General features: G+C 68.5%; 28 protein-coding genes. 18 read left to right on the plus strand and 10 right to left on the minus strand.

The window, feature by feature from the left end; genetic code table 11:
- Window positions 1-279: 279 nt before the first annotated feature.
- Window positions 280-1,107: an alpha/beta hydrolase gene (locus RU09_RS14415; protein ID WP_042541572.1), complete on the minus strand. Its 828-nt coding sequence runs from the start codon at window positions 1,105-1,107 to the stop codon at window positions 280-282.
- A 126-nt stretch (window positions 1,108-1,233) separates the two neighbouring features.
- Between RU09_RS14415 and RU09_RS14420 the strand changes: the two genes are divergently transcribed.
- The 3 genes from RU09_RS14420 (at window position 1,234) to RU09_RS14430 (ending at window position 4,819) form a co-directional block, all read left to right on the plus strand.
- Complete coding sequence (locus RU09_RS14420) at window positions 1,234-1,854, plus strand: TetR/AcrR family transcriptional regulator (protein ID WP_042541573.1); 621 nt, start codon at window positions 1,234-1,236, stop codon at window positions 1,852-1,854.
- Window positions 1,855-2,436: 582 nt separating this feature from the next.
- Window positions 2,437-2,724, plus strand: coding sequence for an HU family DNA-binding protein (locus tag RU09_RS14425; RefSeq protein WP_042541574.1), 288 nt, complete (start codon window positions 2,437-2,439; stop codon window positions 2,722-2,724).
- Window positions 2,725-2,809: 85 nt separating this feature from the next.
- On the plus strand, window positions 2,810-4,819 hold the full coding sequence (locus RU09_RS14430) for a cytochrome c oxidase assembly protein (RefSeq protein ID WP_082041147.1): 2,010 nt from the start codon (window positions 2,810-2,812) through the stop codon (window positions 4,817-4,819).
- A gap of 32 nt (window positions 4,820-4,851) precedes the next feature.
- Here the strand turns inward: RU09_RS14430 and RU09_RS14435 are convergent, their stop codons facing one another.
- Window positions 4,852-5,925 (minus strand): hypothetical protein, encoded by a 1,074-nt coding sequence (locus RU09_RS14435; RefSeq protein ID WP_042541575.1) that lies wholly within the window; start codon window positions 5,923-5,925, stop codon window positions 4,852-4,854.
- A 159-nt stretch (window positions 5,926-6,084) separates the two neighbouring features.
- Between RU09_RS14435 and RU09_RS14440 the strand changes: the two genes are divergently transcribed.
- A complete protein-coding gene (locus RU09_RS14440; protein WP_042541576.1) occupies window positions 6,085-7,479 on the plus strand; it encodes an ATP-dependent DNA helicase in 1,395 nt (464 codons plus the stop codon).
- A 6-nt stretch (window positions 7,480-7,485) separates the two neighbouring features.
- On the opposite strand, the gene RU09_RS14445 is transcribed toward RU09_RS14440, so the two are convergent.
- Together RU09_RS14445 and RU09_RS14450 are read right to left on the minus strand one after the other, a co-directional pair.
- Window positions 7,486-8,133, minus strand: a complete 648-nt coding sequence (locus RU09_RS14445; RefSeq protein ID WP_042541577.1) for a biliverdin-producing heme oxygenase — start codon at window positions 8,131-8,133, stop codon at window positions 7,486-7,488.
- A gap of 54 nt (window positions 8,134-8,187) precedes the next feature.
- A complete protein-coding gene (locus RU09_RS14450) occupies window positions 8,188-8,502 on the minus strand; it encodes a DUF2470 domain-containing protein (protein ID WP_042541596.1) in 315 nt (104 codons plus the stop codon).
- Window positions 8,503-8,591: 89 nt separating this feature from the next.
- Between RU09_RS14450 and RU09_RS14455 the strand changes: the two genes are divergently transcribed.
- Both RU09_RS14455 and corA read left to right on the plus strand, forming a co-directional pair.
- Complete coding sequence (locus RU09_RS14455; protein WP_042541578.1) at window positions 8,592-9,875, plus strand: serine hydrolase domain-containing protein; 1,284 nt, start codon at window positions 8,592-8,594, stop codon at window positions 9,873-9,875.
- A gap of 50 nt (window positions 9,876-9,925) precedes the next feature.
- Window positions 9,926-10,942 (plus strand): magnesium/cobalt transporter CorA, encoded by a 1,017-nt coding sequence (corA, locus tag RU09_RS14460; RefSeq protein WP_042541579.1) that lies wholly within the window; start codon window positions 9,926-9,928, stop codon window positions 10,940-10,942.
- A gap of 18 nt (window positions 10,943-10,960) precedes the next feature.
- On the opposite strand, the gene RU09_RS18120 is transcribed toward corA, so the two are convergent.
- The 3 genes from RU09_RS18120 to RU09_RS14475 all read right to left on the minus strand — a co-directional run bounded on the left by RU09_RS18120 (window position 10,961) and on the right by RU09_RS14475 (window position 14,524).
- On the minus strand, window positions 10,961-12,781 hold the full coding sequence (locus RU09_RS18120) for an RNA polymerase sigma factor (protein ID WP_052492993.1): 1,821 nt from the start codon (window positions 12,779-12,781) through the stop codon (window positions 10,961-10,963).
- 149 nt (window positions 12,782-12,930) lie between these two features.
- Window positions 12,931-13,155: a hypothetical protein gene (locus RU09_RS14470; protein WP_042541580.1), complete on the minus strand. Its 225-nt coding sequence runs from the start codon at window positions 13,153-13,155 to the stop codon at window positions 12,931-12,933.
- The gene (locus tag RU09_RS14475; protein WP_042541581.1) at window positions 13,142-14,524 is read right to left on the minus strand and encodes an APC family permease; all 1,383 of its coding nucleotides are present in this window, start codon (window positions 14,522-14,524) and stop codon (window positions 13,142-13,144) included. The genes RU09_RS14470 and RU09_RS14475 overlap by 14 nt, the downstream gene beginning before the upstream one ends.
- Window positions 14,525-14,650: 126 nt before the next feature.
- On the opposite strand from RU09_RS14475, the gene RU09_RS14480 reads away from it, so the two are divergent.
- Window positions 14,651-15,322 (plus strand): GOLPH3/VPS74 family protein, encoded by a 672-nt coding sequence (locus RU09_RS14480; protein ID WP_042541582.1) that lies wholly within the window; start codon window positions 14,651-14,653, stop codon window positions 15,320-15,322.
- Between the two features lie 396 nt (window positions 15,323-15,718).
- Window positions 15,719-16,981 carry an MFS transporter gene (locus RU09_RS14485; protein ID WP_042541583.1) on the plus strand — a complete coding sequence of 421 codons (1,263 nt, stop codon included), beginning with the start codon at window positions 15,719-15,721 and terminating at the stop codon, window positions 16,979-16,981.
- 7 nt (window positions 16,982-16,988) lie between these two features.
- Here RU09_RS14485 and RU09_RS14490 read toward each other — a convergent pair whose 3' ends face one another.
- Entirely contained in the window at window positions 16,989-17,738 is a 750-nt protein-coding gene (locus RU09_RS14490) for a DeoR/GlpR family DNA-binding transcription regulator (protein ID WP_042541584.1), read from the minus strand.
- Window positions 17,739-17,808: 70 nt separating this feature from the next.
- Between RU09_RS14490 and RU09_RS14495 the strand changes: the two genes are divergently transcribed.
- Window positions 17,809-18,180, plus strand: a complete 372-nt coding sequence (locus tag RU09_RS14495) for a DUF4406 domain-containing protein (RefSeq protein WP_042541585.1) — start codon at window positions 17,809-17,811, stop codon at window positions 18,178-18,180.
- A gap of 116 nt (window positions 18,181-18,296) precedes the next feature.
- On the opposite strand, the gene RU09_RS14500 is transcribed toward RU09_RS14495, so the two are convergent.
- Both RU09_RS14500 and RU09_RS14505 read right to left on the minus strand, forming a co-directional pair.
- The gene (locus RU09_RS14500; RefSeq protein WP_042541586.1) at window positions 18,297-19,199 is read right to left on the minus strand and encodes an SDR family NAD(P)-dependent oxidoreductase; all 903 of its coding nucleotides are present in this window, start codon (window positions 19,197-19,199) and stop codon (window positions 18,297-18,299) included.
- A gap of 10 nt (window positions 19,200-19,209) precedes the next feature.
- Window positions 19,210-19,782, minus strand: coding sequence for an isochorismatase family protein (locus RU09_RS14505; protein WP_042541598.1), 573 nt, complete (start codon window positions 19,780-19,782; stop codon window positions 19,210-19,212).
- Between the two features lie 217 nt (window positions 19,783-19,999).
- Between RU09_RS14505 and RU09_RS14510 the strand changes: the two genes are divergently transcribed.
- The 9 genes from RU09_RS14510 to RU09_RS14550 all read left to right on the plus strand — a co-directional run bounded on the left by RU09_RS14510 (window position 20,000) and on the right by RU09_RS14550 (window position 24,834).
- A complete protein-coding gene (locus RU09_RS14510; protein WP_082041149.1) occupies window positions 20,000-20,524 on the plus strand; it encodes an Asp23/Gls24 family envelope stress response protein in 525 nt (174 codons plus the stop codon).
- Window positions 20,521-20,709, plus strand: a complete 189-nt coding sequence (locus tag RU09_RS14515) for a DUF2273 domain-containing protein (protein ID WP_042541587.1) — start codon at window positions 20,521-20,523, stop codon at window positions 20,707-20,709. The genes RU09_RS14510 and RU09_RS14515 overlap by 4 nt, the downstream gene beginning before the upstream one ends.
- Window positions 20,709-21,101: a hypothetical protein gene (locus RU09_RS14520; protein WP_042541588.1), complete on the plus strand. Its 393-nt coding sequence runs from the start codon at window positions 20,709-20,711 to the stop codon at window positions 21,099-21,101. The genes RU09_RS14515 and RU09_RS14520 overlap by 1 nt, the downstream gene beginning before the upstream one ends.
- Window positions 21,098-21,682, plus strand: a complete 585-nt coding sequence (locus RU09_RS14525; protein ID WP_042541589.1) for a DUF6286 domain-containing protein — start codon at window positions 21,098-21,100, stop codon at window positions 21,680-21,682. The genes RU09_RS14520 and RU09_RS14525 overlap by 4 nt, the downstream gene beginning before the upstream one ends.
- Entirely contained in the window at window positions 21,679-22,293 is a 615-nt protein-coding gene (locus RU09_RS14530) for a hypothetical protein (RefSeq protein WP_042541590.1), read from the plus strand. Before RU09_RS14525 ends, RU09_RS14530 begins: the two co-directional genes overlap by 4 nt.
- A gap of 94 nt (window positions 22,294-22,387) precedes the next feature.
- Window positions 22,388-22,561 carry a CsbD family protein gene (locus RU09_RS14535; RefSeq protein WP_042541591.1) on the plus strand — a complete coding sequence of 58 codons (174 nt, stop codon included), beginning with the start codon at window positions 22,388-22,390 and terminating at the stop codon, window positions 22,559-22,561.
- A 78-nt stretch (window positions 22,562-22,639) separates the two neighbouring features.
- Window positions 22,640-23,497 carry a hypothetical protein gene (locus RU09_RS14540; RefSeq protein WP_042541592.1) on the plus strand — a complete coding sequence of 286 codons (858 nt, stop codon included), beginning with the start codon at window positions 22,640-22,642 and terminating at the stop codon, window positions 23,495-23,497.
- Window positions 23,498-23,546: 49 nt separating this feature from the next.
- On the plus strand, window positions 23,547-23,858 hold the full coding sequence (locus RU09_RS14545; RefSeq protein ID WP_042541593.1) for a DUF2277 domain-containing protein: 312 nt from the start codon (window positions 23,547-23,549) through the stop codon (window positions 23,856-23,858).
- Between the two features lie 148 nt (window positions 23,859-24,006).
- On the plus strand, window positions 24,007-24,834 hold the full coding sequence (locus RU09_RS14550) for a DUF4397 domain-containing protein (protein WP_042541594.1): 828 nt from the start codon (window positions 24,007-24,009) through the stop codon (window positions 24,832-24,834).
- Window positions 24,835-25,037: the final 203 nt, after the last annotated feature.

A 25,037-nucleotide genomic window follows, 5' to 3' on the forward strand; every position in this document is an offset into this window, starting at 1 on the left:
ATGTGATCCGCATCGGCTACGACCAGCTGATGAGCCGATGGGCGCAGGTGCAACAGGTGATCTTGACCGCGATCGGGCAGCGACTGCACGTCGCGGAGTGAATGATCCGCATCCCTGTCGCTGCTGCATCCCTCGGGAGGAAGACTGCGCTTCGGGAGGAGAGAATCCGCAGATCTCTCCTCCGAAGCGCAGTTCTCCTCCCGGGGCGCTGCCCGAGGTGGGGCGAGAGCGCCGCGGCCGGCCCCGTCGCGAAGGGCCCACCCCTGCACGAGCCCGACATCAGGCGGCGGATGCTGTCGCGTGCGCCACCGCCCAGGTCAGTGCGTAGTCGGCGATCTCTTCCCAGCCGTCCTGGCTGACGAGGCGGTGGGTGCGGCCGGCGTACTCCTTGTACTCGACGACGGCAGGGCTGCCGCTCGACCGGTACTTCTTGGCGATCGCGCGGCCGATGGCGGGCGGCACGACGTGGTCGATCTCGCCGGTGATGACGAGCAGCGGAGCGCGGTCGGCACGAGCGTAGTCGACGTGCGTGACGCCCCCCTTCTCGTTGAGCACCGAAGTCACGCCCTCGAAGAAGACCCGGTTGTAGGAGTTCACGGCATACTCCTCCCAGAGCGCGTCGGATGCCGCGCGCGACAGGTCGTTGCCGAATGTAAAGTGGAAGTGGCGCTTGGAGAGCGGCTTGGCGCCGTTGCGGCCGAACGGGTTCGAGAGGATCGGCGTTCCTGTCCAGAGGGTCGAGAGGGGAAGTGCGGTGACGCCGGCGGTCTGTCCGGGGGCGACGCCGACGTAGGCGGCACCGAGGCCGCGGTCTGCCAGCATCTGCGTGATCACGCCGCCGAACGAGTGGCCCATGATGATCGGCTTCACCGGGAGCGCTCTGATGATGCGCTCGTAGTTGTCGGCGATCTGCTTCAGGCCGATGACCTTGAGCGCGGACGGATCGCGGCGGATGTCCTCGACAGAGCGGTCGTCGATGCCGGGCCAGCCCGGAATGATCACCTCGTGACCCTGTGCGCGGAAGCGCTCGGCCCAGGTGTTCCAGCTCTTCGGCGTCATCCAGAGTCCGTGGATCAGGACGATCGGGGTCTTCTCGGTGCTGTTCATGGTCTCTTCTCCTGTTTCTGCTCCCGCCCGGTGCGGATGCGTTAGGCTGATAGTAGACTGAACGTTCTATCTACTGCAACCTATTCCCGAAAGTCGCTTTCGGATGACACGATGAGAGGGATCACCATGAAGACCACGACTCCCACCCCGGCTCCGGCGAAGACTCAGACGCCGACCCCGAAGCGTCCGAGCGCCGCGCGCACCCGATTGATCGACAGCGCCACCAGGCTCTTCTACGAAGAGGGGATCCATGCCGTGGGCGTCGACCGCATCATCGACGAGGCCGCGGTCACCAGGGCGACGCTCTACAACCAGTTCGGTGGCAAGGAGAACCTGGTCCTCGCGTACCTGCGCAACGAAGACGAGATGCTTCGGGCGCTGTTCGCCCAGGCAGGGGCGGAGGTCACGGACCCGACTCAGCTGGTCGACGCGGTGATCGAGGGCATCGCCGCCGACATCCGCCTCAGGCACACGCGCGGCTGCCCGTTCATCAACGCGGCCGCGGAGTATCCGGATGCCGACGGCGCCGTGCGACGACTGATCGACGAGCACCGAGAATGGTTCCGGTCGACCCTGCAGGCCGTCGCCGAGCAGGCCGGCCTCGAGAGCCCCGCCGATGTCGCAGCATCCCTCGTCCTGCTGCGCGACGCAGCGCTCGTCGGCGGCTACCTCGACGGAGACGAGCGCGTCACCCCGGCATTCGCGCGCACCGCTCGCTCGGTCGTCGAGTCCCACCGCCCGCGCTGACGCGCGCATCTCTCGGGACTGCACCTCGGGACTGAGCATCCCTCGGGACTGTGCCTTGCGAGGAGTGCTTCGCCTCGGGAGGAACGCTGCGCCTTGCGAGGAGTGCTTCGCCTCGGGAGGAACGCTGCGCTTCGGGAGGAACGCTGCGCTTCGGGAGGAACGCTGCGCTTCGGGAGGAACGCTTCGCTTCGGGAGGAGAGGCTCAGCAGATCTCTCCTCCCGAAGCGCAGTCCTCCTCCCGGAGCGCAGTCCTCCTCCCGAAGCACAGTCCCCCTCCCGGAGCGCAGCGCGAAGTCGACGGTACGGACTCCTCCCGGAGCGCAGCACGAAGTGGACGAGGCCGACCCGTCGCAGCCCGCTGCGGGCCGCGGAACGGCGGTGTTCGGCTGCCGAACCGGGCACAACAGGGGTCACTTTCGTCACTTCTGCACCACGACACGCCGCCGAAAACCCCAAAACCCGCGAAATGACGCGGAAATGTGGGTGGTGGTTGGTACATTCAAGGCGGTCACTCGACCAACGGAGGGCAGTCGCCCTTCGAACACCAACGATGCGACGGGAACCTCGTCGCTGGAGGATGACATGGCTGACAAGTCCATCACCAAGACCGAGCTCGTCGCGAGCATCGCTTCTGCCACCGGCCAGAGCCAGGCCACCGTCTCGGGTGTCCTCGACGCGCTGTTCTCCTCGGTCTCCGACGCTGTTGCCAAGGGCAGCAAGGTCTCGATCCCGGGCTGGATCTCGTTCGAGCAGGTCGCAACCGCAGCTCGCACGGGCCGCAACCCGCAGACCGGTGCCGAGATCAAGATCCCGGCCGGCCACCGCGTCAAGGTGACCGCTGGTTCCAAGCTCAAGGCTGCGGTCAAGTAAGACTGCACCTCTTCGAAGGCCGCTCCCGATCCGTCGGGGGCGGCCTTCGTGCTCCCACCCCGAATCCGCGGCTTAGGCTTGAGGGGTGAGTGCCCGCGCCGTGCAGACCCCGAGCCGCTCCGCGTATCGCGCGGCCGGAGTCGGAATCCTGCTCGCGACCGGATTGATCGGCGTGCTCATCGCCCTCGTGATCGGCGGGGGCGCGGCGCCGCTGCTGCTGCAGGATCCGGGTCCGTTCGTGCGCTGGGCCACCCCCATCGTCAAGCTCGTCATGAACATCGCGGCTGCGGCGATGCTGGGATCCCTCGTGCTGGCGCTGTTCGCGCTGCGCAGCGAGGAGAAGTCGTTCGACACCGCCCTCAACACGGCATCAGCGGGCGCGGCCGTCTTCACGGTCACCGCGGGCATCAGCGGATTCTTCACGTTCATGGCGGCCTTCAACCCGCAGCTGAGCGCCGAGCGCGAGTTCGGCGAGCAGCTCGGGCGCTTCCTGCTGCAGCTGCCGCTCGGTCAGTCGTGGCTGATCACCACGATCATGGGCTCGGTGATCACCGTGCTCGCCTTCGCGTGGCGCACGTGGACGCCCACCCTGATCACGGCGATCCTCGCCGCCGCCTCCTTCCTCCCGCTGGCGACCCAGGGTCACTCGGGTGAGCTCGCGGGCCACAACATCGCCGTGAACTCGATCCTGCTGCACACGATCGGCGCGGCGGTGTGGCTCGGCGGTCTGCTGCTGGTCGTGATCCTGCGCGACCGCTCCGGCGTGGGAACCGCGCGGCTGGTCGGCCGCTACTCGAGTCTCGCGATCGCCGCCTTCGCCGTCGTCGCGATCTCGGGCCTGGCGCGTTCCATCGTCTCCTTCGGCGACATCTCGCAGCTCTGGACGCCCTACGGCACGATCCTCCTCGCGAAGGTCGTGCTCCTGGTCGGCATGGGCCTGCTCGGCGCCTGGTACCGCATCCGCCTGATCCCTCGTCTCGAGGGCGCTGGAGCAGCGCGCTGGTTCTGGATGCTGGTGCTGTGCGAGGTCGGGCTGATGGGTCTCGCCTCGGGTGCGGCCGCCGCGCTCGCGCGCACTCCTCCGCCCACCGGCGAGGAAGCCGCGTTCGTGCAGACGCCAGCGGAGAACCTCACCCGTTCGCCCCTGCCTCCCGAATTCACGATCGACCGGTGGTTCACGGCGTGGGACATCGACGTGCTCTGGCTGGTGGCCGCCGGCTTCGGCCTCTTCTTCTATCTCGCAGGGGTTCGCCGTCTGCGCCTGCGGGGCGACCGCTGGCCGATCCATCGCACCGTGTTCTGGGTGCTGGGCATGCTGATGCTGCTGTGGGTCACGGGTGGCCCGATCAACGCCTATCAGGAGTATCTCTTCAGCGTGCACATGCTGGGGCACATGATGCTGTCGATGGCGATCCCGCTGCTGCTGGTCTCGGGGGCGCCTGTCACCCTGGCCCTCCGTGCGATCCACAAGCGCGACGACGGCACCCGCGGCGGCCGCGAATGGATCATGTGGGCGGTGCACTCGCCGTTCTCGAAGGTCGTCACCCACCCGTTCGTCGCGGCGGGCATCTTCATCCTGTCGCTGTGGGCCTTCTACTTCACCGACCTCGTGCGCTGGTCGATGTTCGAGCACCTCGGCCACGAGTGGATGGTCGCGCACTTCCTCATCTCCGGATATCTCTTCGTGCTGAGCCTGGTCGGCGCCGACCCCGTGCCGTACCGTCTGCCCTACCCGGGGCGCCTCATCACCCTGATCGCGATCATGGCCATGCACGCCTTCTTCGGCGTCGCGATCATGATGCAGGAGGGGCTGATGGTCGCCGACTGGTTCGGGTCGATGGGGCGCACCTGGGGCCCGTCGCCGCTCGAAGACCAGTACATCGGCGGCGGCATCGCGTGGTCGATCGGTGAGATCCCGACCCTGATCCTCGCGATCACGGTGGCGATCCAGTGGAGCCGCAGCGACACGAAGCTGCAGAAGCGTCGGGACCGTCATGCCGACCGCACGGGCGAGGCCGAGCTCGAGGAGTACAACGAGAGGCTCGCGGCCCTCGCCGAGCGCGACCTTCGTCAGGCCGAGCGCGAAGCACGCTGACCCTGCGCCCGCACTGCCGTGGGCGGGGCGGATCAGCCCGTCGGCTCCTCGCCGGGAGATCCGACGCGGATCGACACCTTCCCGTCCGGCAGGATCGTGATCGACCCGTTGACCTGGAACGGCACGTCTTCCGAGACCTCCTGAACCGAGCCGTCGAAGAGTGACCTGATCTCGACGTCGACGTGTGCGACCGCATCTGTCGGAGGGATCTTCCAGTGCCCGCCGTCAGGCACGACGCTGACCTGGGGCTGAGCCGTGATCGACCACTTCGGCAGTGACGCGAGGCGGTTGTACACCTCGAGGCCGAACGGGCAGGCGGTCGGCTGCAGCACCTCTTGAGCGGTGCACCCCGTGAGGAACTCCTCGACACGCTGCTGCACCACCGCGACGAATTCGGGGGTGGGTTCGGTCTGCACGTCGATGGGGGTGGTGGCGAGCGGGGTGTCTGCGAGGACGCCGACACCGTCGGAGTCGGCGATCGCCGTGTCGACGGTGACCGAGTACAGCCCCGGCGTGAAGACCAGCAGCGGCAGGGGATCGAGCGGAGCGGCCTGCGCGCCCGCAGCCGACACCTGGCGGCGGTCCATCTCGAAGCCGTTGACGGCGAACTGATCGGCGCCGCGCAGCGTGAGCTCGACCACGGCGAGAGGGCTCGTCGTGAAGCGCCAGTTCGGGGTGACGCCCGCCCAGCCGTCCTGCTCGACCGTGAAGGTGGTGGTGCCGGCGTGTCCGCTCGCCGAGAAGGAGACGGTCACCTCGGTCTTGCCTGCGTCGTCCTGCTTCTCCGACAGCACCTCCACGTCGGTGAGCGGGGCGAGGGCGGAGTGCCGCAGCAGAGCCTCTGACGCCGTGGCTCCGATGCCGGCGACCTCGAGCGTCTCGCGATCGATCGCGACGCCCGGCACGCGGAGGGCATCTGCCGCGCGGCCTTCGGAGAGCAGATCGAGATACCGCACGACGAAGGCCGACGGTCCGTAGAACTGCTGGTAGAGAGTGGCCCCGCCTGCGCCGAGAGCGGCGACGAGCACCAGGCCGACCACTGCGAGCAGCGCGAGATCGGCAGCGAGGCGAGAGCGCCGGGGCGCCTTCGTCTCGACCTGCTGCATGGCGTCAGTCTAGGAGCGCGGCCTGGGACGGAGCCGAGCGTGGGTCGCTGTGCGTCGGCGGTGATCGCTGTGTCCGTCGGATGCCGGGCGGCGGCGCCACGTAGCATGGGGAGGCACGATCTCAACGTGCACTCCCGCCTCCAGCCGTGTGAGAGAACCGTGTCGCTTCCCGCCCTGTCCGAAGAGCAGCAAGAGCTGTTCCGGCTGATCGAGGACACCAGCGAAAATGTCTTCATCACCGGCCGAGCGGGCACCGGCAAGTCGACCCTGCTGCAGTACTTCTCGTGGAACACCAAGAAGCAGATCGCGATCTGCGCTCCCACCGGTGTCGCCGCACTGAACGTCGAGGGTCAGACGATCCACTCGCTGTTCCGGCTGCCGATCGGTCTGATCGGCGACTCGGACATCGATCAGAACGACAACACACGACGCATCCTCAACGCGATCGAGACGCTCGTGATCGACGAGATCTCGATGGTCAACGCCGACCTCATGGACGCGATCGACCGCTCCCTCCGGCAGGCGCGGGGCAAGCGCGGCATCCCGTTCGGCGGCGTGCAGATCGTGATGTTCGGCGATCCGTATCAGCTGGCTCCCGTGCCCCCGCGGGGCGACGAGCTGCGGTACGTGAAGGACCATTACCGCTCGTTCTGGTTCTTCGACGCCAAGGTGTGGGCCGGCGCTGCCGGCGGGGAGGAGCCGGAGGAGGACGAGGGGCTCTTCGCGGTCGACACCCGTGCCGAGCTGCATGTGCGCGAGCTCGTGCAGATCCACCGGCAGTCGGATGACGGTTTCAAGGCCATGCTGAACGCGGTGCGGTACGGCCGGGTCACCGCCGAGATCGCCGGGGTGCTGAACGCGCAGGGCGCACGCACACCCCCCGACCCGGAACCGGGCGAGGTGCCGATGATCACGCTCGCCACGCGCAACGACATCGTGAACACAATCAACAGCCGGCATCTCGCGGCGCTTCCCGGCAAGGAGCAGACGGCGAAGGCCGAGGTGAGCGGAGAGTTCGGCAGGGGCGAGGCGTCGCTGCCCGCCGAGTCGGAGCTCAAGCTGAAGATCGGTGCGCAGGTGATGTTCCTCCGCAACGACACCTCGATGTCGGGGGAGCCGCCGCGGTGGGTGAACGGCACGATCGGCACGGTCGTCCGGATCCTCGGCGAGACCGTGCGCGTCGAGATCGACGGAGACGAGGTCGACGTCGAGCCGGCCGTTTGGGAGCGCTTCCGCTATTCGTACGAACCGAGCACGAAGAAGCTCTCCCGAGACGTCGTCGCGGAGTTCACCCAGTTCCCGCTGCGTCTGGCCTGGGCGGTCACGATCCACAAGTCGCAGGGCAAGACCTACGACCGCGCCATCATCGACCTGGGTTCCGGTGCCTTCGCACCGGGGCAGACCTACGTGGCGCTGTCGCGACTCACGTCGCTCGACGGGCTCTACCTGTCGAGGGCGCTGCGCCCGAGCGACATCCGGGTCGACGAGGACGTGCGCCGCTTCATGCGCGACGCATGGCTCGCGGCATCCACCCCCGAGGTCGGCAGGGCCTGAGGCGTTTCAGGCGGCGACGCGTGCGCGGTCGAGGTCTTCGAACAGCTCGGTGTTGAAGCGGTAGGCGAGAAGCACCTCGTCGATCACGCGCTCGCGCTCGGCGTCGTCCCACGGCGCTGCGTCGAGCTGCTCGCGGTAGACATCCTTGAAGGCCGCGGGGTCGGCGATGTCGTCGAACAGGTAGAAGCCGATGCCGTTGGTCTCGAAGCCGAAGCGGCGCGCCATCACTCGTCCGATGAAGATGCCACCGGACAGGTCGCCGAGGTAGCGGGTGTAGTGGTGCGCGACGAAGCCTCCGGCCCAGGTCGCGCCGACCTGACGGATGCGCTCGACGTAGCGCTGCGTGGTGGGGAGAGCGACGATCTCGTCGCGCCAGCCGGCGCCGAGCAGGAACTCGAGGTCGGCCTCCAGTGCCGGAAGACGGGTCAGCTTGTCGCTGAGGAAGACGGATGCCACGGGGTCGCGGCGCATGCGCTCTCCCGCGCCTTCGAGGGCCTCGTAGATGAAGTAGTGCTGTGCGACGAGCGCGATGTAGTCCTCACGCGAGCCTTCGCCCTTGAGCAGGTCGGACATGAAGCCCGCCCCCTCGCTGCGCGAGTGCGAACCGGAGGAGCGCTCACGGAGGGCTGCGGAGAAGGAGAGGATCTCGGACATGTGCCAAGTGTAAGGGTTGCCTAACCTGGAGCGATAGCCCGATATCTCAGAGCGTCATGCGTGCGGACGCGGCTCGACCCCGAGCTTCTCGCACGCGAGATCGTAGAGTGCGACGACCTCGCGGCGCACAGCCGGGCGCTCGGTGATCGAGCCCGAGGGCCACGCGATGCGCAGCTCTGAGGCGACCCCCGAGCGGGTGACCTTCCAGACGCCGCCGTCGCCATCGAGGTCCGTCATCACGGCATCCGTGATCTCGCCGTCCTCGACGGCCGAGAAGGCGCGCGTGATGAGCAGATTGTCGTCGGTGTGGTCGCCGTTCATGTGGCGCAGGATGGCGGAGACGACGTCGGCCTCGAAGATGTGGGGCATGCTGATCACCCTAAAGGGGCCCCGGCGATGCCTTCTTTCAGGAACGGCGTTCTAGACTCGGGAGACACGTCTTCCGGGGGTCCCCTTTCATGCAGCTTCTCTCGTCGCGCACGTTCCGCGCAGCAGCGGCCGGCGTCGCCGCGCTCGGACTCTTCCTCACCGGCTGCACCGCCGAGCCGGAGTTCAGTTACGAGCCGCCGTCTCAGGTCGAGGGCGCACTGCCCGACGACACCGTCGCCGCCATGGAGGCGGCCGTCGCCAACGCGCTCGCCGCGTCGGGGGCGTCGGGTGCTGTCGTGGGCGTCTGGGCTCCCTGGAGCGGCAGCTGGGTCACCGGCGTCGGCACGCAGGGCCCCGGCTCCGATGAGGACATCAGCACCGACATGGCCTTCCGTGTCGCGGACATGACCCGGCTCATGACGTGCGACGTGCTCTACGGCCTCGCAGACGAGGGCGTGGTCGAGCTCGACGACCTCGTGCCGGAGTACGTCTCGGGCGTCGCCGACATGAAGGACATCACGCTCCTCGATCTGTGCAACAGCACGAGCGGGGTCGGCTCGTCCGAGGCCACCGCGCAGGCCTCGTGGTTCACCACCCCCGAGCGCGTGTGGGCGCCGCTCGAGCTCGCCTCCTACGGCCTCGGCGCCCCGCGCGCCACGCCGAAGACGACGTACACGAACTCGGACGCCGGCTACCTGCTGCTCGGCCTCGCCCTCGAGCGCGCGTCGGGCCTCACGGCATCCGAGCTGATCGCCGAGTACGTGACCGAGCCGCTCGGTCTCGCCGCCACGTCGCTGCCCTCGCCGGCCGCGGCTGCGCCCTCGACCGGTCCGGTGATGAACGGGCACTACCTGACGCCCGTCGAAGGCGGATACGACTGCGCGGCTCCGACCGACATCACCACGCTGTCGTCGAGCACCGGCTACACCGACTCCGGCGTCGTGTCGACGATCGATGACCTCGGCCGCTACGCCCAGGCCGAGGCCGCACAGAAGCTGCGGACGAAGGATGAGCCGAACCGCTTCGGATCCCCGTTGCCGCAGAGCCCCGAGGCGCCCTCGTGGTTCCAGGCCACCGGAGGAGCCCTGCTCGTCGGCTCGATGATCGGACAGTCGGGGTGGACCCCCGGGTACCAGACGTCGGCGTTCTCCGACCCTGAGAGCGGTTTCACGGTCGCGGTGTCGCTCAACGACTCGACGACCGGCGGTCTGACCGCGATGTTCCTGGCGTGGGAGCTGGCCGCGATCGCATCGAAGGCTCCCGCAGCCGCAGGAGAGACGGCCCCCGAGTTCGGGCTGCCGTTCACGGCCGAGCAGTACCACCAGGAGATCACCGATTCCGCGATCGCCTGCGTCGCACCGCCCGCCGGCTGATCTCGGAGGCGCACGACCGCTCCGCGGCCCCGATCGAGGGAGGAACGCCGATGGCGATCATCGACAACGCGATCTATGTCGACGGCATCCGCACCCAGAATCCGCGGAGCCTCAGCGAGACCTTCGAGGTGCTGCGCGAACGCGGGGGCATGAGCTGGATCGGCCTGTATCGGCCGAGCGAGGCCGAGATCCGCGAGGTGGCCGACGAGTTCGGCATCCACGCGCTCGTCGTCGAAGATGCCCTCTCGGGTCACCAGCGCTCGAAGCTCGAGCGCTACGGCGAGGTGCTGTTCATGGTGCTCCGCTCCGCCCGGTATCTGGATGAGGCGGAGGAGGTCGAGTTCGGGGAGATCCACGTGCTCGTGGGGCCGGACTTCGTGGTCACCATCCGCCACGCGGAGTCACCTGACCTCGGGCGCGTTCGGCGCCGCCTCGAAGACGACCCGGGGCTGTTGAAGCTCGGCCCTGAGGCCGTGCTCTATGCGATCCTCGACGAGGTCGTCGACGAGTACGCACCGGTGCTGGCCGGCCTCGAGAACGACATCGACGAGATCGAGAGCCAGCTCTTCGAAGACGGGGTCGACGCCACGCAGCGCATCTACGAGCTCGGTCGCGAGGTGATCGACTTCCAGCGTGCGGTGCAGCCTCTGGCGGGGATGCTCGACTCGCTGCTGCGGGGGTCGGCGAAGTACCAGGTCGACGAGGAGCTGCAGCGGTATCTCCGCGACGTGCTCGACCACACCCTGCGCGTGTCGGAGCGCGCGAACACTTTCCGCACGGTGCTCGACAGCGCCCTGACCGTCGAGTCGACGATCGTGGCGCGGCGGCAGAACGAGGAGATGCGGCGGATGACCGAGCTGAGCATCCGTCAGAACGACGAGGTGAAGAAGATCTCGGGCTGGGCGGCGATCCTCTTCGCGCCGACTCTCGTCGGCACGGTCTACGGCATGAACTTCGACCACATGCCCGAGCTGCACTGGACGCTCGGCTACCCGATGGCGATCGCGCTCATGGTGGGTATGGGTGTCGGTCTGTACTGGGCGTTCAAGCGCAAGGGGTGGCTGTAGCCACTCGGCCGGAGGTCGTCATCTTCCACCGGGGGTGACGACGACGGCGTACTCGGCGCCGGGGCCGATCAGGCCCGACTCCACGTCGACGTACCGCAGGGTCAGCAGGTGGAACCCGAGGTGGATGTCGGGGATGTAGTCGTCGGAGGTCACCTCGTCGATGGCGATGAGGTGAGGGTTCACGACGCCGTCGACAGCCACCTGCACCCATCCGCCCGGGATTCCCTCGAGGGAGACGAGCGCATCATCGCGCTCGCCGTCTGCGTCGGCATCCGCGCCGTCGAGGTGGATGTGCGACGGCCCGCCGGAGATGACCGGCACAGGGAACGCGAGGGGCCCCAACGGCTCGCTGAGGTCGATGTCACCGGTGGGGGACGTGTGTTGCGCGGTGAGGGTCATGCCCTGACGGAGGTCGTCGCCCGCGACCGAGATCTCGAACATGCCCTCGTCGTCGACCGGCACCTCGGCGAGGACTGCACCCAGCTCGTCGAGCATCGCGACCGTGCTGCCGGGGATGCCGGTGCCGCGCGCCGAGACCGCAAGGGGGTTGCTCGTGTCCCAGCCGGCCGGCTCGAGACTGAACGCGTAGGGGATCTCGACCGGTGGCTTCTCGGCCGGCGGATTCTGGGCCGTCGGAGTCTGGGTCGGCGGAGTCGCTGCCGGAGGCTCCGCCGCGGGGGGAGCCGGAGTGGGAGGACGCTTCGTCTCCGGAACGGCTCGGTCAGTGGAGGTCAGCGGCGTGGTCTCGAGGACGGGTTCGGGCGGGGGCTCCATCGGCGCCGGAACCAGCGGGGGCGCAGGAGGAGGCGTCGGAGAGGTGCCGACCGGCGTCGCGGATGGCGTGCCGGGAATCGGGTCGACGGGGTGGGCGACCGGTCCGGCTGCTTCGCTGCGGTCGGTGCCCGGCGCAGGTTGCGTCCACGGAGCGGCGATCGCCACCGCGACGGTCGCCGCGAGCGCGACTGCACTGCCCGCGGCGACCCCGAGGGTGAGAACGCGCCGGGATCGCAGGACTGCGGATGGTCCGACGACAGCGGCGCTCGCCGCGGCGCCGGGTTCGAGCGCCGCGAACGCAGCGGCCCCGGCGCTGCCGAGCGCGAGGGGCAGAAGCACCGCCCGCAGCTTCGACGAGGCCGTGTCGATGTCCCGAGCGATGATCGTGCACCCCGCGCAGCCCTCGAGATGAGTCTCGAGCCGCGGACGCTCGTGTCGACTGACCGGGCGGCGGGTGCGGCGCACGAGCCGTCCGCAGGCCCAGCGACACTCTTCAGGGCGGGAGGGGTCGGCGATGAGTGCGTCGAGCCATGCGTGACGGAAGCCGTCTCGTGCACGCAGGGCGAGGGCGGAGACGGCGTTCGGGGTGAGTCCCATCAGCGGCGCGATCTCTCGCGGCTTCATGCCCTCGACCTCGAGATACCAGAGCAGAGTGCGGTGGTTCTCCGGCAGGTTCTTGAAGGCGGCGGCGAGCATCGCTCTGTCCGACAGCTGCTCGATCGCGTCGGGTGCCTCGTCGGGGATCTCCTCGATGAACTCGATCGGGATGTCCTTCTGCTTGCCGCCCCACGTCGCCGCGGCGTTGCGGATGGCGGCGTACAGATAGGCGCGGAAGCCGTCGGTCGGTCCGCCGCCGTTCTGCATCGCGCTGAAGGTCTTCGTGAAGGCCTCGCTGACCAGGTCGTCCGGGTCGATCGAGCGCGTCACCGCGCGGGCCGCCCGGAGTCCCGCCTCGGCGTGCCTCTGCCACAGCACGGCGAACGCCTGAGCGTCGCCGTTGCGAGTCGCGTCGGCCAGCTCGGCGTCCGACCTCGTGTCAGTGCTCGGATCTGCGGTGAGGCTCACGGCATCCCCCCGATCATGGTGACGACGTCTGTCACCGACCTCGAGGCCGACGACACGACCTCGATGTCAGCATACGCTCAGGGGTTGCTGTTCAGGGATATCTGTGATATATCAGCATATCCGCGAGAGAGGGCTGTCGCCCCGCACTGTTACCGCTCGGGTTCGTCGTCGATCTCGACTCCGGGGCCGGGGCCGGGGCGCACCGCAGCATCGGGGGCGATGTCGATGCGGGTGTTGCCGTCGTGCTCGGAGACCTCGATGCGGGGCGCGGCGTCGGCCTCGGTCGCCTCCGGTGCCGAGGTCAGCTGGTCGTGTCGCTTCTCTTCGCTGGTCATGGCGTCGTCGGCCTCGGGGGTGTGATCAGGCGTGCTCATGGTTCTCCTTCGTGGTGGTGGATGAGGGGTCTGCACCCTGGCTCTGCTTGCGGGTGCGGTTCCGCCCCCAGCGGGCGAGCAGATAGAGCACGCCGCCGACGGCCAGCAGGATCGCACCGAAGAGCCAGACGATGGGGCGCTGCTGGGTGAGCAGCAGGATGCACGACGCGATTCCCAGCACCGGGATGACGGTCCAGATGCGGAAGTGATCGTGCTCGACCCGGTCGCGTCGCAGCACGAGCACCGAGACGTTGACGCTCAGGAAGACGAACAGCAGCAGCAGCACGACGGTCTCGGCGAGCGTAGCCAGGTCGCCGACCAGCGTAAGGCCCATCGCGACGAGGGTCGTGGTGAGGATCGCCACCCAGGGGGTCTTGCGGTTCGGCAGCACGCGGCCGAGCACCGGGGGCAGCAGGTTCTGCTCCGCCATCCCGTAGGTCAGGCGGCTGACCATGATCATGGTCAGCAGGGCGCCGTTGGCGACGGCGATCAGGGCGATCAGGCTGAACAGCCACGAGGGGATGCTGGCGCCCGCCGCCTCCACGACCGAGAGCAGCGGCCCGCTCGACTCCTGCAGCTCGGATGCCGGCAGCGCGATCGAGCTGGCGACGCCGACGAGCACGTAGACCGCGCCGGCGGTGAAGAGGGCACCGAAGAGCGCGCGTGGATAGGTGCGCCGCGGGTCCTTCACCTCTTCGATCATGTTCGCCGATGTCTCGAAGCCGACGAACGAGTAGTACGCGATCACGGCCCCGGCCAGGACGGCCATGGCCACGGGAGTCCCCTCCGGTGTCTGAGTGAGCCGCGAGGCGTCACCGCCGCCACCGGCCACGAACACCCCCACCACGACGATGACGATCACGAGACCGCTCAACTCGACAGCGGTCATCACCAGATTCGCACCGAGCGACTCGCGGATGCCTCGGGCGTTGAGCGCTCCGACGATGGCGAGGAAGACGATCGCGACGGGGATCGTCGGCAGGTCGAAGAAGGTGCCCAGGTAGTCGCCGGCGAAGGCGATCGCCAGACCCGCGGCGCTCGTCACGCCCGCCGCGAGCATGCTGAATCCGACGAGGAAGGACACGACCGGGCTGTGGAAGGCGCGCTCGGCGAACACGGACGCCCCGCCCGCGCGCGGGTACTTGGTGACGAGTTCGGCGTACGACCCCGCGGTCAGCAGGGCGAGCAGGAGCGCGAGCAGCAACGGAGCCCACAGCATTCCACCGACCTTCTCGGAGAGCACTCCCATCAGGGCGTAGATTCCGGCGCCGAGAACGTCGCCCAGGATGAAGGCGAACAGGAGGGGGCCGGTGATGGCGCGACGCAGCCGGGTCGGCTCCTCCTGCGTCTGGGCGGTGTCGGATGTCATCCTGAAAACCTATGGAGTCGGCGCCTGCACGGCGACGGGGTTGACAGGACGCGGTATCGAGCTCGGCATCCGAAGTCATCCGTCCGGGGGATGCCGATGCGCGCAGAGCCGTCATAGCGTGGATGCATGCTGATCGTCGAAGAACTCCATCTGCTGCTTCTCCGGCCTGATGGCCGCGTCGAGAGTCCGGTGAGCGTGAACCGCCTCTATGGCGAGATCGCGGCCGTCATCGTCGACCTCGCCCTGCACGGACGCATCTCGGTCTCGGACGAGAAGAACCCCGTCATCGACATCGTGTCGACCGAGCCGACGGGCAACCCGATCCTCGACACGACGCTGCAGCGCCTCGTGCCGTTGCGCGGCAAGCGACTGCAGTCGCTCGTGGTGCGGCCCAAGCTCGATCCGCTCGAGGTGGTGGTCGAGTCGCTCATCGCACAGGGCGTCCTGATCCGCGGGGAGCGCGGGTTCTTCGGCTGGGGTGCGGCGCGCACGCCCGAATCCGACTCCGCACCCGAGCAGATGCTGCGCGCCCGACTCGCCGCCGTGCTCGCCGGAACGGGCTCCCCGACGCAGGCCGACCTGGCGCTGCTCTCCATCCTGCAGAACCTCAACTGCGCGCACGCGATCCTGCGCGACGAATGCGGCGGAATGTCGGCGCGCGACCTCAAGAAGCGGATCGAAGAGCTCACGGCGGGGTCGCCGGCGGGGGACGCCGTCGCCAAGGCTGTCAACGACGCGATCACCGCGGCGATGGTGGCCGTCATGACCCCGACGATCGTGGCCGCGACCATCACCTGACGCGCCGCTCCGGCGTGGCCCGCGCCGGGCACGATTTCGAAGATCGGGGACGACCCGCCGGGGCGGCACCGGTGATGGCGGGTGTCGTCAGCATCCATCCGAATCTGTCCCGGCCGTGATGAGCCGTCAGCTCAGTGATGTGAAGACCCTTCGAGCGTTCGTGTTGGCATATATCGTCCGCGACTGGTGCGTTCTGCCCGCCTGATTCCGGGTCTCGGATCGCATTCCGATATAGCACCGCGACTTCTGCGAGCGGTGTCGGTACCTCTGCTGTGGCCGTGCCTACCGTGGTGATTCCACGAGACACGAGGAGGTGGATTATCGGTCGGGCCTTCCACCAGAACATGTTCGACTACCGTCACTCATACGTGGTCGAGGTACCTGAGGGGTGCCCACATGGGTGAGACGGTCGAGCTCAAGGGGGGCAGCGCCTTGCGTCGGAACAGGGCGTTTCAGCGGCTGGTCGTCGCGAAGGTGTCGAACGAGCTGTCGTCGGCGATAGGAAACGTGGCGTTGCCACTCATCGTCCTCGGGGTGACGGCATCCGCGACTCTCGCTGGTCTGGTTCTCTTCGCGTCGAATGCCGCTCTGATCGCCACCCAGGCCTTCGGTGGCGCGCTAGTGGATCGGCATTCACCGTCACTCGTCCTGCGTCTGTCGTCGTTCACGCAGGCATCCGGGTGGGCGCTCGCGCTGCTCGCGATCTTCTTCCCTGAGCCGGGAATGCTGCCGGTCCTGATTCTGGGGGCGGCGCTCGCGGGAGCCGCGTCGGGACTTGACGGACCTAGCGAACAGGCTCTGGTCAAGGTGATCGTTCCTCGTGGTCAACTCGGCCAGGCGGCTGCCGTTTCGCAGGGGCGGGAGGCCGGTGCCGGACTTGTCGGCGGACCTATAGGAGGCCTGCTGTATTCGCTGGGTGGAGCGTGGGCACTTGGGACTCAAGTCGCCCTCAATGTGGTCGCCGGTATCTTCACACCGCGGCCGTCGCGAGTAGCCGAATACGAATCGTCACCGAGCGGGTACATCGCACAACTGCGGGAAGGGTTCGTCTTCGTCTGGAGGCAGCCGGGGCTTCGTGGCGTAGCGATCGTCGCCGGGCTCGCGAACCTTCCGATCATCGTCCTGCCGCTCACGCTGATCGCGTATTACCAGAAGAGTGGAGAAGCGCCTGTTGCGATCGGAATTCTCGCGACAGCGTTCGGGGCCGGTGTCGTCGCTGGCGCACTGATGGCAGGAACGCTCTCTTCACGGTTCCGGCTTGGCCGTCTCGGGGGCACCGCGCTCGCTGCGTTCGCACTAGGGCAGGCAATGGTCGTGTTCACGTATCCGTCGCTGCCCCTCACAGTCGTGGTGTTGTTCCTTTCCGCGCTTCCACTTCCGGCGTTCAACGCAGCGATCAGCGCGTACACCGTGACCGTCACGCCTGCACCGTTGATGGGGAGGGTCACGGCGGCATCCGGTGTGCCGGGAATGCTGCTCATGCCGGTGGGTGCATTGGGTGGAGGGCTTCTCTTCGATCACTTCGGACCTTTCGTGCCCCTGGTGTTCTCAGCCACGGTTGCCATCGCGACTGTGGTCGTCATGGTCAGTTCAAAAGACCTCAGGCGGATTCCGAGGCTCGGCGAGCTCAGCGAGGACGGCCTCGAGGTGCCCGGCTGACGCGCGCTCAGCGCAGCACGGCCACACGCTCTGCGAGCTCGCTGATCACGGGGTTCGAGTCGACGGGGTCGACGACCACACCGGCGACGGCCTCGAGGTCGAGCACGGGGTGGCGCGACGTCGCCCCGATCTTCTCTTCGCTGCCGAGCACGTAGGTCTGCGCACAGCGGGCGGCGATCGCGCGCTTGGTGACGGCGTCGTCGAGGTTGCCGGTGGTCAGCCCGCGCACCGGGTCGATGCCGGTCGCGCCGAGGAAGAAGATGTCGGCATAGAGGTGCTGCACCGCCTCCATGGCGAGCGGGCCGCTCGCGACCATCGAGAAGCGAGCGAGCTCACCGCCGATGATCACGATGCGGGCATCGGAGTGCTCAGCGACCGCGAGGGCGATCGTCGGGCTGGGCGTGATCACGGTCAGGTCGGAGCCGCGCGGCAGCATGCCCGCCATCGCGAGAGTCGTGGTGCCGGCGTCCAGCAAGATCGTCGAGGCCGGGGTGATCAGCTCGACGGCGCGACGGGCGACGCGCTCTTTGCTCTCGGTGGCGAGCAATGCCCGCTGGTCGACGGGGCGGTCGGCCGGCGGAATCGGCAGAGCACCTCCGTAGACCCGCACCATCTCACCGGCGTCGGCGAGCTCGCGGAGGTCGCGGCGGATCGAGTCCTCTGAGACGCCCAGATCGGCGGCGACATCCTTCGCCACCACACGGCCGTCCCTGCGCAGGATCTCTCGCAGGTGGTCCTTGCGCTGTGCGCCCAGCATCCGACTCCTCAAAATCTTGTTCATTCGCGAAATTGCACGTTCTTGCACGGTTAACGTTACAGTCTTCTCCATGACGACTCCACTCCTCATCCTCATCGCCGGTCCCTACCGCTCCGGCACCGGCGGTGACCCCGCCCTGATCGCCCGCAACCTCGAACGACTCGAAGAGGCGGCGGCGCCGATCCATCGCCTCGGTCACGTGCCCATGATCGGGGAGTGGGCAGCCCTGCCGATCCTCCGGGGGATGGACGAGACGGATGCCGCCGAGGGCGACGTCATGTACGAGACCGCGCACCGACTGCTGCAGCATTGCGACGCGGTGCTCCGCCTGCCCGGCGACTCCGCCGGCGCCGACAAGGACGTCGAGATCGCCCTCGAGCGCGGCCTGCCCGTGTACCGATCTCTCGACGAGATCCCCGCCAGGGAGATCGCTGCGGCGTAGCCGAGGACGAGGTGCACGCGATCCTGTTCGAGCCGAAGGGCACGGTCGACACGGGAGACGCCGGGGGAGACATGACGGCGACCCTGCAGGAGCTCGACTGACCGACGCGCCGAGCGTCAGATCCTGAACCGCACGCCTGCCATGTGCTCGGCGACGGCCCACAGCTCAGCCCCCACATCGACCGAGCGCACCTGCGCGCTCGCGGCGACGCGTCTCGGTGCCCCGCGGAACTCCAGCAGCCCGCCGGGCCCCCAGTAGTCTCCACCCGTGGCGTCGGCGGCGACCGCCGCATGCACGATGGGCGCGGCTCCGGCATCCTTGCCCTGCACGAGCGGGCGGCTGAGTGCGGCGAGGGCGCGCGTCACTGTCGACACCTCGGCGAGGCCGTCGCGGTGCGGAGTCAGCGGGTCGACCGCGTAGCCCGGGTGCGCGCACAGCGCTGACCGCGCGGAGCCCCTCCAACGCCGATTCAGCTCGAACGCGAAGGCCATCAGCGCGGCTTTCGACCGGCCGTACTGACGCAGCGACGGACCGGTCCACGGCTGCGCGAGCGTGGCGGGGTCGATCTCCGCGAAGCGATGAGCCAGCGAACCCACCGCCACGACCCTGGCGTCATCGGCGAGCACGTCGCCGAGTCGGGCGATCAGGGCGAAGTGCCCGACGAAGTTCGTGCCCACCATCAGGTCGAGGCCATCAGCGGTGCGGGCGCCGCGATCCGCTGCTTTCACTCCGGCGTTGCAGATCACGGCGTCGATGCGCTCGCCGACGGATGCCGCCGCAGCGGTGATGCTCACGAGCGAGCCGAGATCCAGCGGGACGATTCCGAGGTCGGCGCCGGGCGCGTGCGCGCGGATCGAGGATGCCGCGACCTCAGCCCGCTCGGTCGACCGGCATCCGAGCAGCACCCTGGCGCCGTGCCCGGCGAGGATCTCTGCACACCAGTAGCCGATGCCGGCGTTCGCCCCCGTCACGAGGATCGTGCGGCCGGCGAGATCGGGGAGCGCGAGCGAGGGGGACATGCCCTCCAACCTAGGCGGAGATGCCGACCCGATCGGACGTGCGGATGACGGTCGCGAATCCACGCGCGGCGAGGATGCTCTCGGTGCGTCGCATGATCTCGTCACCCGAGACGGCCGCGAGTCCGTCATTCGCCTCGATCGCCGAGGTCGTCGTGGCATCCGTCACGAACTCGACCGCGAAGCCCAGATCGGACGCCATCCGAGCGGTCGTCTCGCAGCACTGCTCCGTGCGGATCCCGCACACGACCACGCGTCCGACGCCGAGCTGCCGCAGCTGCTCTTCGAGGTCTGTCGACGTGAAGGCGTTGACGGTGGTCTTCGTCACGGCGATCTCGTCGCCCTGCGGATCGAGGTCTGAGATCACTCGGACGAAGCCGTTGACCGGGTCGAACACTCCGCCGCTGCCCGGTTCTGAGTGAGTGACCCAGACGACCTGATCGCCGATCTCGCGGGCATGATCGACCAACCGTGAGATGTTGTCGACGGCATCAGGGTTGGCGGTGGCCGCCCACTCGTCCGGCCGCTGACGGAAGGACTCCTGGGCGTCGATGACGAGCAGTGCGGTGGCGATGTCTCGGTTCATGCCCTCATCCTCGCGGTCGAGGGCGGCGTGGGCCAGACCGTCAGCGGCCATGCTTCGCGCGAATCCCGCCGACGTCGAGGCGTCGGGTCTGATCTCCTCGCGACGAATTTGTGACGAACGCGCACCCTCGCACGTCCTATCTGTGAGCGACCGACACGCTCCCGGTGAGGCCGGAACGGTCTCGCAGCCGGCATCCACTTCAGGCAAAGGAATCGACATGGCAACTCAGGACCAGAACACCCCCACCAGCCCCGCCGAGAAGGAGCTGGCCCAGACTTCCGCAGCGCCGAAGCCGGCCGCATCCGGCTCGCGTGTCGACCGCACCTCGAGCTTCTCGTCGTCGCGGATCCCCGCCGACTCGGACGCCGCCGGAAAGACCACCATCGCCGATGGAGTGGTGGCCAAGGTCGCCGGCATCGCCGCCCGTGAGGTCGCCGGCGTGTTCGCACTCGGTGGCGGCGGAGCACGCGCCTTCGGCGCGATCCGTGACGCGGTCAACGCGACCGACCTCTCGCAGGGCGTCAAGGTCGAGGTCGGCGAGACGCAGGCCGCCGCAGACCTGACCATCGTCGTCGAGTACCCCGCTCCCATCCAGGAGGTCGCGAACAACGTCCGCGCCGCCGTCGCCGGAGCGATCAGCCGCCTCGTCGGTCTCGAGGTCGTCGAGGTCAACGTCGAGGTCAACGACGTCCACGTGCCCGGCGACGACAACCACGAGAACGAGGAGTCGCGCGTCTCATGACCCCCACCACCACGGGCGCCCTCGTCGGTGCCCTCCTCGCCCTCGCTGCGCTGATGTTCGGATTCTGGGGCTTCCTGCTCATGGCTCTGTTCGCCGGCATCGGGGCGCTCATCGGTCGGATCGCCTCCGGCAAGCTCGACGTCCGCGGCCTCGCGGACGCCTTCACCGGGCGGCGTACCTCCTGATGCGCGCCGACCAGCACCTCGCCGCCGGTGGCGGCCCCGAGCGGGCCGCCACCGAGGCCACCGTCCCTGGTCGCGTCGACGTGAAAGAACGCGTCTACCGCACGGTCACCGAACAGGCGTCCGCAACCCTGATCGGTGTCCCTCGCGGTGACGTGAAGGTCGACGTGACCGAACACCCCGGCGGGATCGCGGTGCGCATCGCCACACCGCTTCCCGTCCCGGATCTCGACGACACCGTCGCGATCTCCCAGAGCGTCCCCGTGCTCGAACGGGCCCGTCAGCTGCAGGAGCAGTTGCAGCAGCGTCTGACGGGAATCCTCGGCAGGGACGTCACCCGCATCAACCTCACCATCACCGGTGCCACCATCCCAGAGAGGAGACGAGTGCGATGAGCACCCCTGTTCTTCGCCGCGTCGTCCGACGCGAGACGCATTCACCGCGCACCGTGGCGATGTTCGTGGCGGTCATCCTCCTCATCCTCGCCCTGGCCTACATCGGGCTCGAGATCGTGCTGAACCTCGCGGCGCAGCCGGCGCTCCTGCTCGGACCCGCCGCGGCGGGCGGATGGCTCGTGGGCCTGCCCACCGCGCAGCCCGAGGGGCTCGTGATCGCGGGCAGTGTCGTACTCGCCCTCATCGGGATCGTCTTCCTCGTGCTCGCCCTCACTCCGGGCCGCCTGTCGAAGCACACCCTCGAAGCGGGCGACCGGGCGGTCGTCGTCGACAACGGCGTGATCGCGAGCGCTCTCGCTCAACACCTGTCTGAGGAGACGGGTCTGGCACGCGACAGCATCACCGTCGGTGTGGGCCACCGCGGAGTCGACGTCACCGTGCGCCCCGGCGCCGGCATCCCGCTCGACAAGGGCGCGGTGAAGTCCGCCGCCGAAGCTGAGCTGCAGACATACCGACTCACCAGGAGCGTCCGTACCCGGGTGCGCATCGAGCGCCCCACCGAGCAGGAGGACGAGCTGTGAACAACACGAACCGCGCGCTGAACCGCGTACTGCTGCTGATCATCGGGCTGCTGTTCCTGGCCCTCGGCGCCGTCGGCATCGCGATCATGAGCTGGCCCACCGCGACGGACATCTGGACGTCGGCCGGTGAGAACGCCCGCTCCTGGCTTGACCAGGCGATCGCTGCCACCGCCATCGCCGGCGGCAGCCTCTCGTGGATCGGAATCGGCGCCGTCGTGGCGATCCTCGTGGTCGTCGTGCTGCTGATCCTCGCGCTCACCAGCATCGCCGGACGCCGCTCGAAGACGGCCTTCCGCTCCACCGGTGCGCAGAACCCGCTCGGTCGGGTCACCGTCACCGAGTCCTTCGTGTCGGATGCCGTGAAGAACTCGCTCGCGACGAGGGACGAGATCCTCTCGACCCAGGTCACAGCGAACGACATCCGCAACACTCCGGTGCTGCACGTGTCGGTCACGCCGCGGCAGAACACGGACCCGCGAGAGGTCGTCGATCACATCGACCGGCTTCTCACCAACCTCGCCACCCTGACCGGCCGTGACACCGAGACCTACGTCTCGATCCACACCGGGCTCCGTGCGCGTCTCGCCCACGACCAGCGTCGACTGTCTTGACGCAGAGACTTATCGTCGGTCGCGAAGAGCAACGGCGATAAGACGGCGGGAATCCTCCCGCAGTCAACGATCACCCTGACGAAAGGAGCTCCTCATGGGACTCGACGACAAGATCAAGAACGCCGCTCAGGACATCGCCGGCAAGGCGAAGGAAGCGATCGGCAACGCGACCGACAACGACAAGCTCGCCGCCGAAGGCAAGGCGGACCAGGTCAAGGCCGACGCGAAGAAGGCCGGCGAGAACGTCAAGGACGCGTTCAAGAACTGACACACCCAGCGGGCGGGTGGAGGGCGATTCACACCTCCACCCGCCCGTTGCTGTGCGCGGGGAGGAGGGCATGAGACGATGCCCGAGATGGATGCCGCCGCCGACGAAGAGCTGCGCGAGCTTCGTGCTCGCGCGTACGGCCCTCATGCCGACATCGCGACCGACCCCGCCGCGGTCCGGCGGCTCGAGGAGCTCGAATCCTCACGCAGTGCAGCGGCTGTCCGGCGCGGGGGCCGCGATCACGCGGCGATCGCCGACTCCGGAGCAGATGGCGAGGCCGCCGAGCTGCGCGTCGTGCATCCCTCGGGCGATGCCGGCCGAGAGAGCAGCGACCTTCTCGACCGGCTCGGCGACGAAGCCACGTGGGAGGAGCCGATCGCACGTGATGCTCCGACCGATGCGCCCCGGCAGGCTGGGCGCCTGACGCGGTGGCGGACGCCGCTGTGGGCGGCATCCGTCGTCATGGCTGCCGCGCTCGCAGCGATGATCACTTACGCGTTCGCGTCGATCCCTCCGGTGTCGTCGGCCGCGGGCGCGCCGCAGATCGCGACGCTCGAGCTGACGCGCACGGGAGCCGTACCGCCCGGGTGGTTCGGAGCGGAGGAGGACGTCGCGGCGGTCGAGTTCTACGGCCTGACGATCTTCGCGACCCCCGGGTGGGTCTCGGAGTCGGGGGATCGGTCGTCCGAGGATCGCTGCCTCAATGGCGTCCCGACGGAGGACGTGCCGCCGGAGGCGGACCCCGACGGATCGTCATTTGTCAGCGGGCGGATCTGGGGAGCGTGCAGCGTCGGATCGTTCCCGGCGACCTTCGCGATGCCGATCGACGGCGATGCTCCCGACGAGCTGATCGACCGCTACCCCGAGGGCGCCGCACTGCAGTTCGTTCTCGACGGCGACCGCGTCGCGGTCTTCCTCGACAGCGGCTCGGACTGACTCCGCCGCACCTCTTGACTCCGGCGCTCAGCGATCTAGCCTGGCAGGCATGTGCCGCAACATCATTCCGCTGAACAACCTCGCACCGCCCGCGACCGACGACGAGTGCCACGAGGCCGCCGTGCAGTTCGTGCGCAAGATCTCGGGCACGAACGCGCCGTCGCGGTCGAACCAGGAAGTGTTCGACCGCGCCGTCGCCGAGATCGAGCAGTCCGTGCGACGTCTTCTCGACGGTCTCGTGACGACGGCGCCGCCGAAGAACCGCGACGAGCAGCGCGAGAAGCGACAGGCGCGCTCGGCCGAGAGGTACGAGGCGATCCGTGTCTTCCAAGAGGCGAAGCGCGCCGCGCGGGCAGACTGACGCGGCTCGAGGATCCTGAGCGCACGTTCGAGGTCATCGCCGGCAGGCTCTGAGAAGAATCTTCATCCACGTGCATCCAAAACCCGGGTTCCCGGGGAACAACTCCTATGAAGGGCCGCACAGGGCGGTCCGGGTACAGGAGGAACAGATGCGCAAGACAGTCGCCGCCGGCCTCGCCGTCGGAATGATCACCGCTCTCGGCCTGGCATTGCCGGCCGGCGCCGCCACCACCCAGGCGGCTCAGCTCTCCGTGTTGCACGCGATCCCCGACACCCCGGTCGACGTGTACGTCAACGGCGAGCTGACCCTCGACGACTTCGCCCCCGGCGACCTGGCCGGTCCGCTCGAGCTGCCGGCCGGCTCGTATGAGGTCGCCCTCACCGCTCCCGATGCCGCAGACGCGAGCGCTCCCATCCTCGGACCCGCGACGATCGCTCTCGACGCGGGCGGGAACTACACCGCCGTGGCCCACCTGACCGAAGCGGGCGAACCCGGCCTCAACCTGTTCACGAACGACATCTCGCAGACGGCACCCGGCCAGGGCAGGCTGACGGTGCGTCACACGGCCGCGGCACCCGCGGTCGACATCCTCGCCGGCGGCTCGCCCGTGATCGAGAACCTCACGAACCCGAACGAGGCGAAGCTCGACCTGCCCGCGGGAACCGTGTCGGCCGCCGTGGCACTCACGGGCACGACCGACCCGGTCATCGGCCCCGCGGACGTCGCGATCGAAGAGGGCGTCAACACGATCGTCTATGCCTGGGGCAGTGCCGAAGACGGCAACCTCGCGATCGCCGCGCAGACGATCTCGGGACTGCACTCGAACCCCGACGGAGTGCCCTCGGGCACCGCGGGCTACCTCGCCCAGCAGGACGCATCGATGACCGCGCTTCTCTCGGCGGGTCTCGTCGCCCTCGCGATCTCGGCCGCCGTGGGTGCGGGTCTGATCGTCCGTCGTCGCCAGACGGTGCGCTGATGCTCCGAGGCACGCCGCGAGAAGCCGGTCTGCGCCGCGTCATCCTGACGCTGGGCGCCCTGGTCACTGCGGCGTGCCTCGTGGCGTGCGCACCGGGAGGGGCGGGCGCGGAACTCCCTCCTTCCTCGGAGTCGCCCCCCACGACTCCACCGCCCGTCCCTCCCACTTCACCCCCCACCCCCACCCCCACCCCCATGAGAGAC

Source organism: Microbacterium sp. MEJ108Y (genome assembly GCF_000834175.1).
Classification (GTDB): Bacteria; Actinomycetota; Actinomycetes; order Actinomycetales; family Microbacteriaceae; genus Microbacterium; species Microbacterium forte.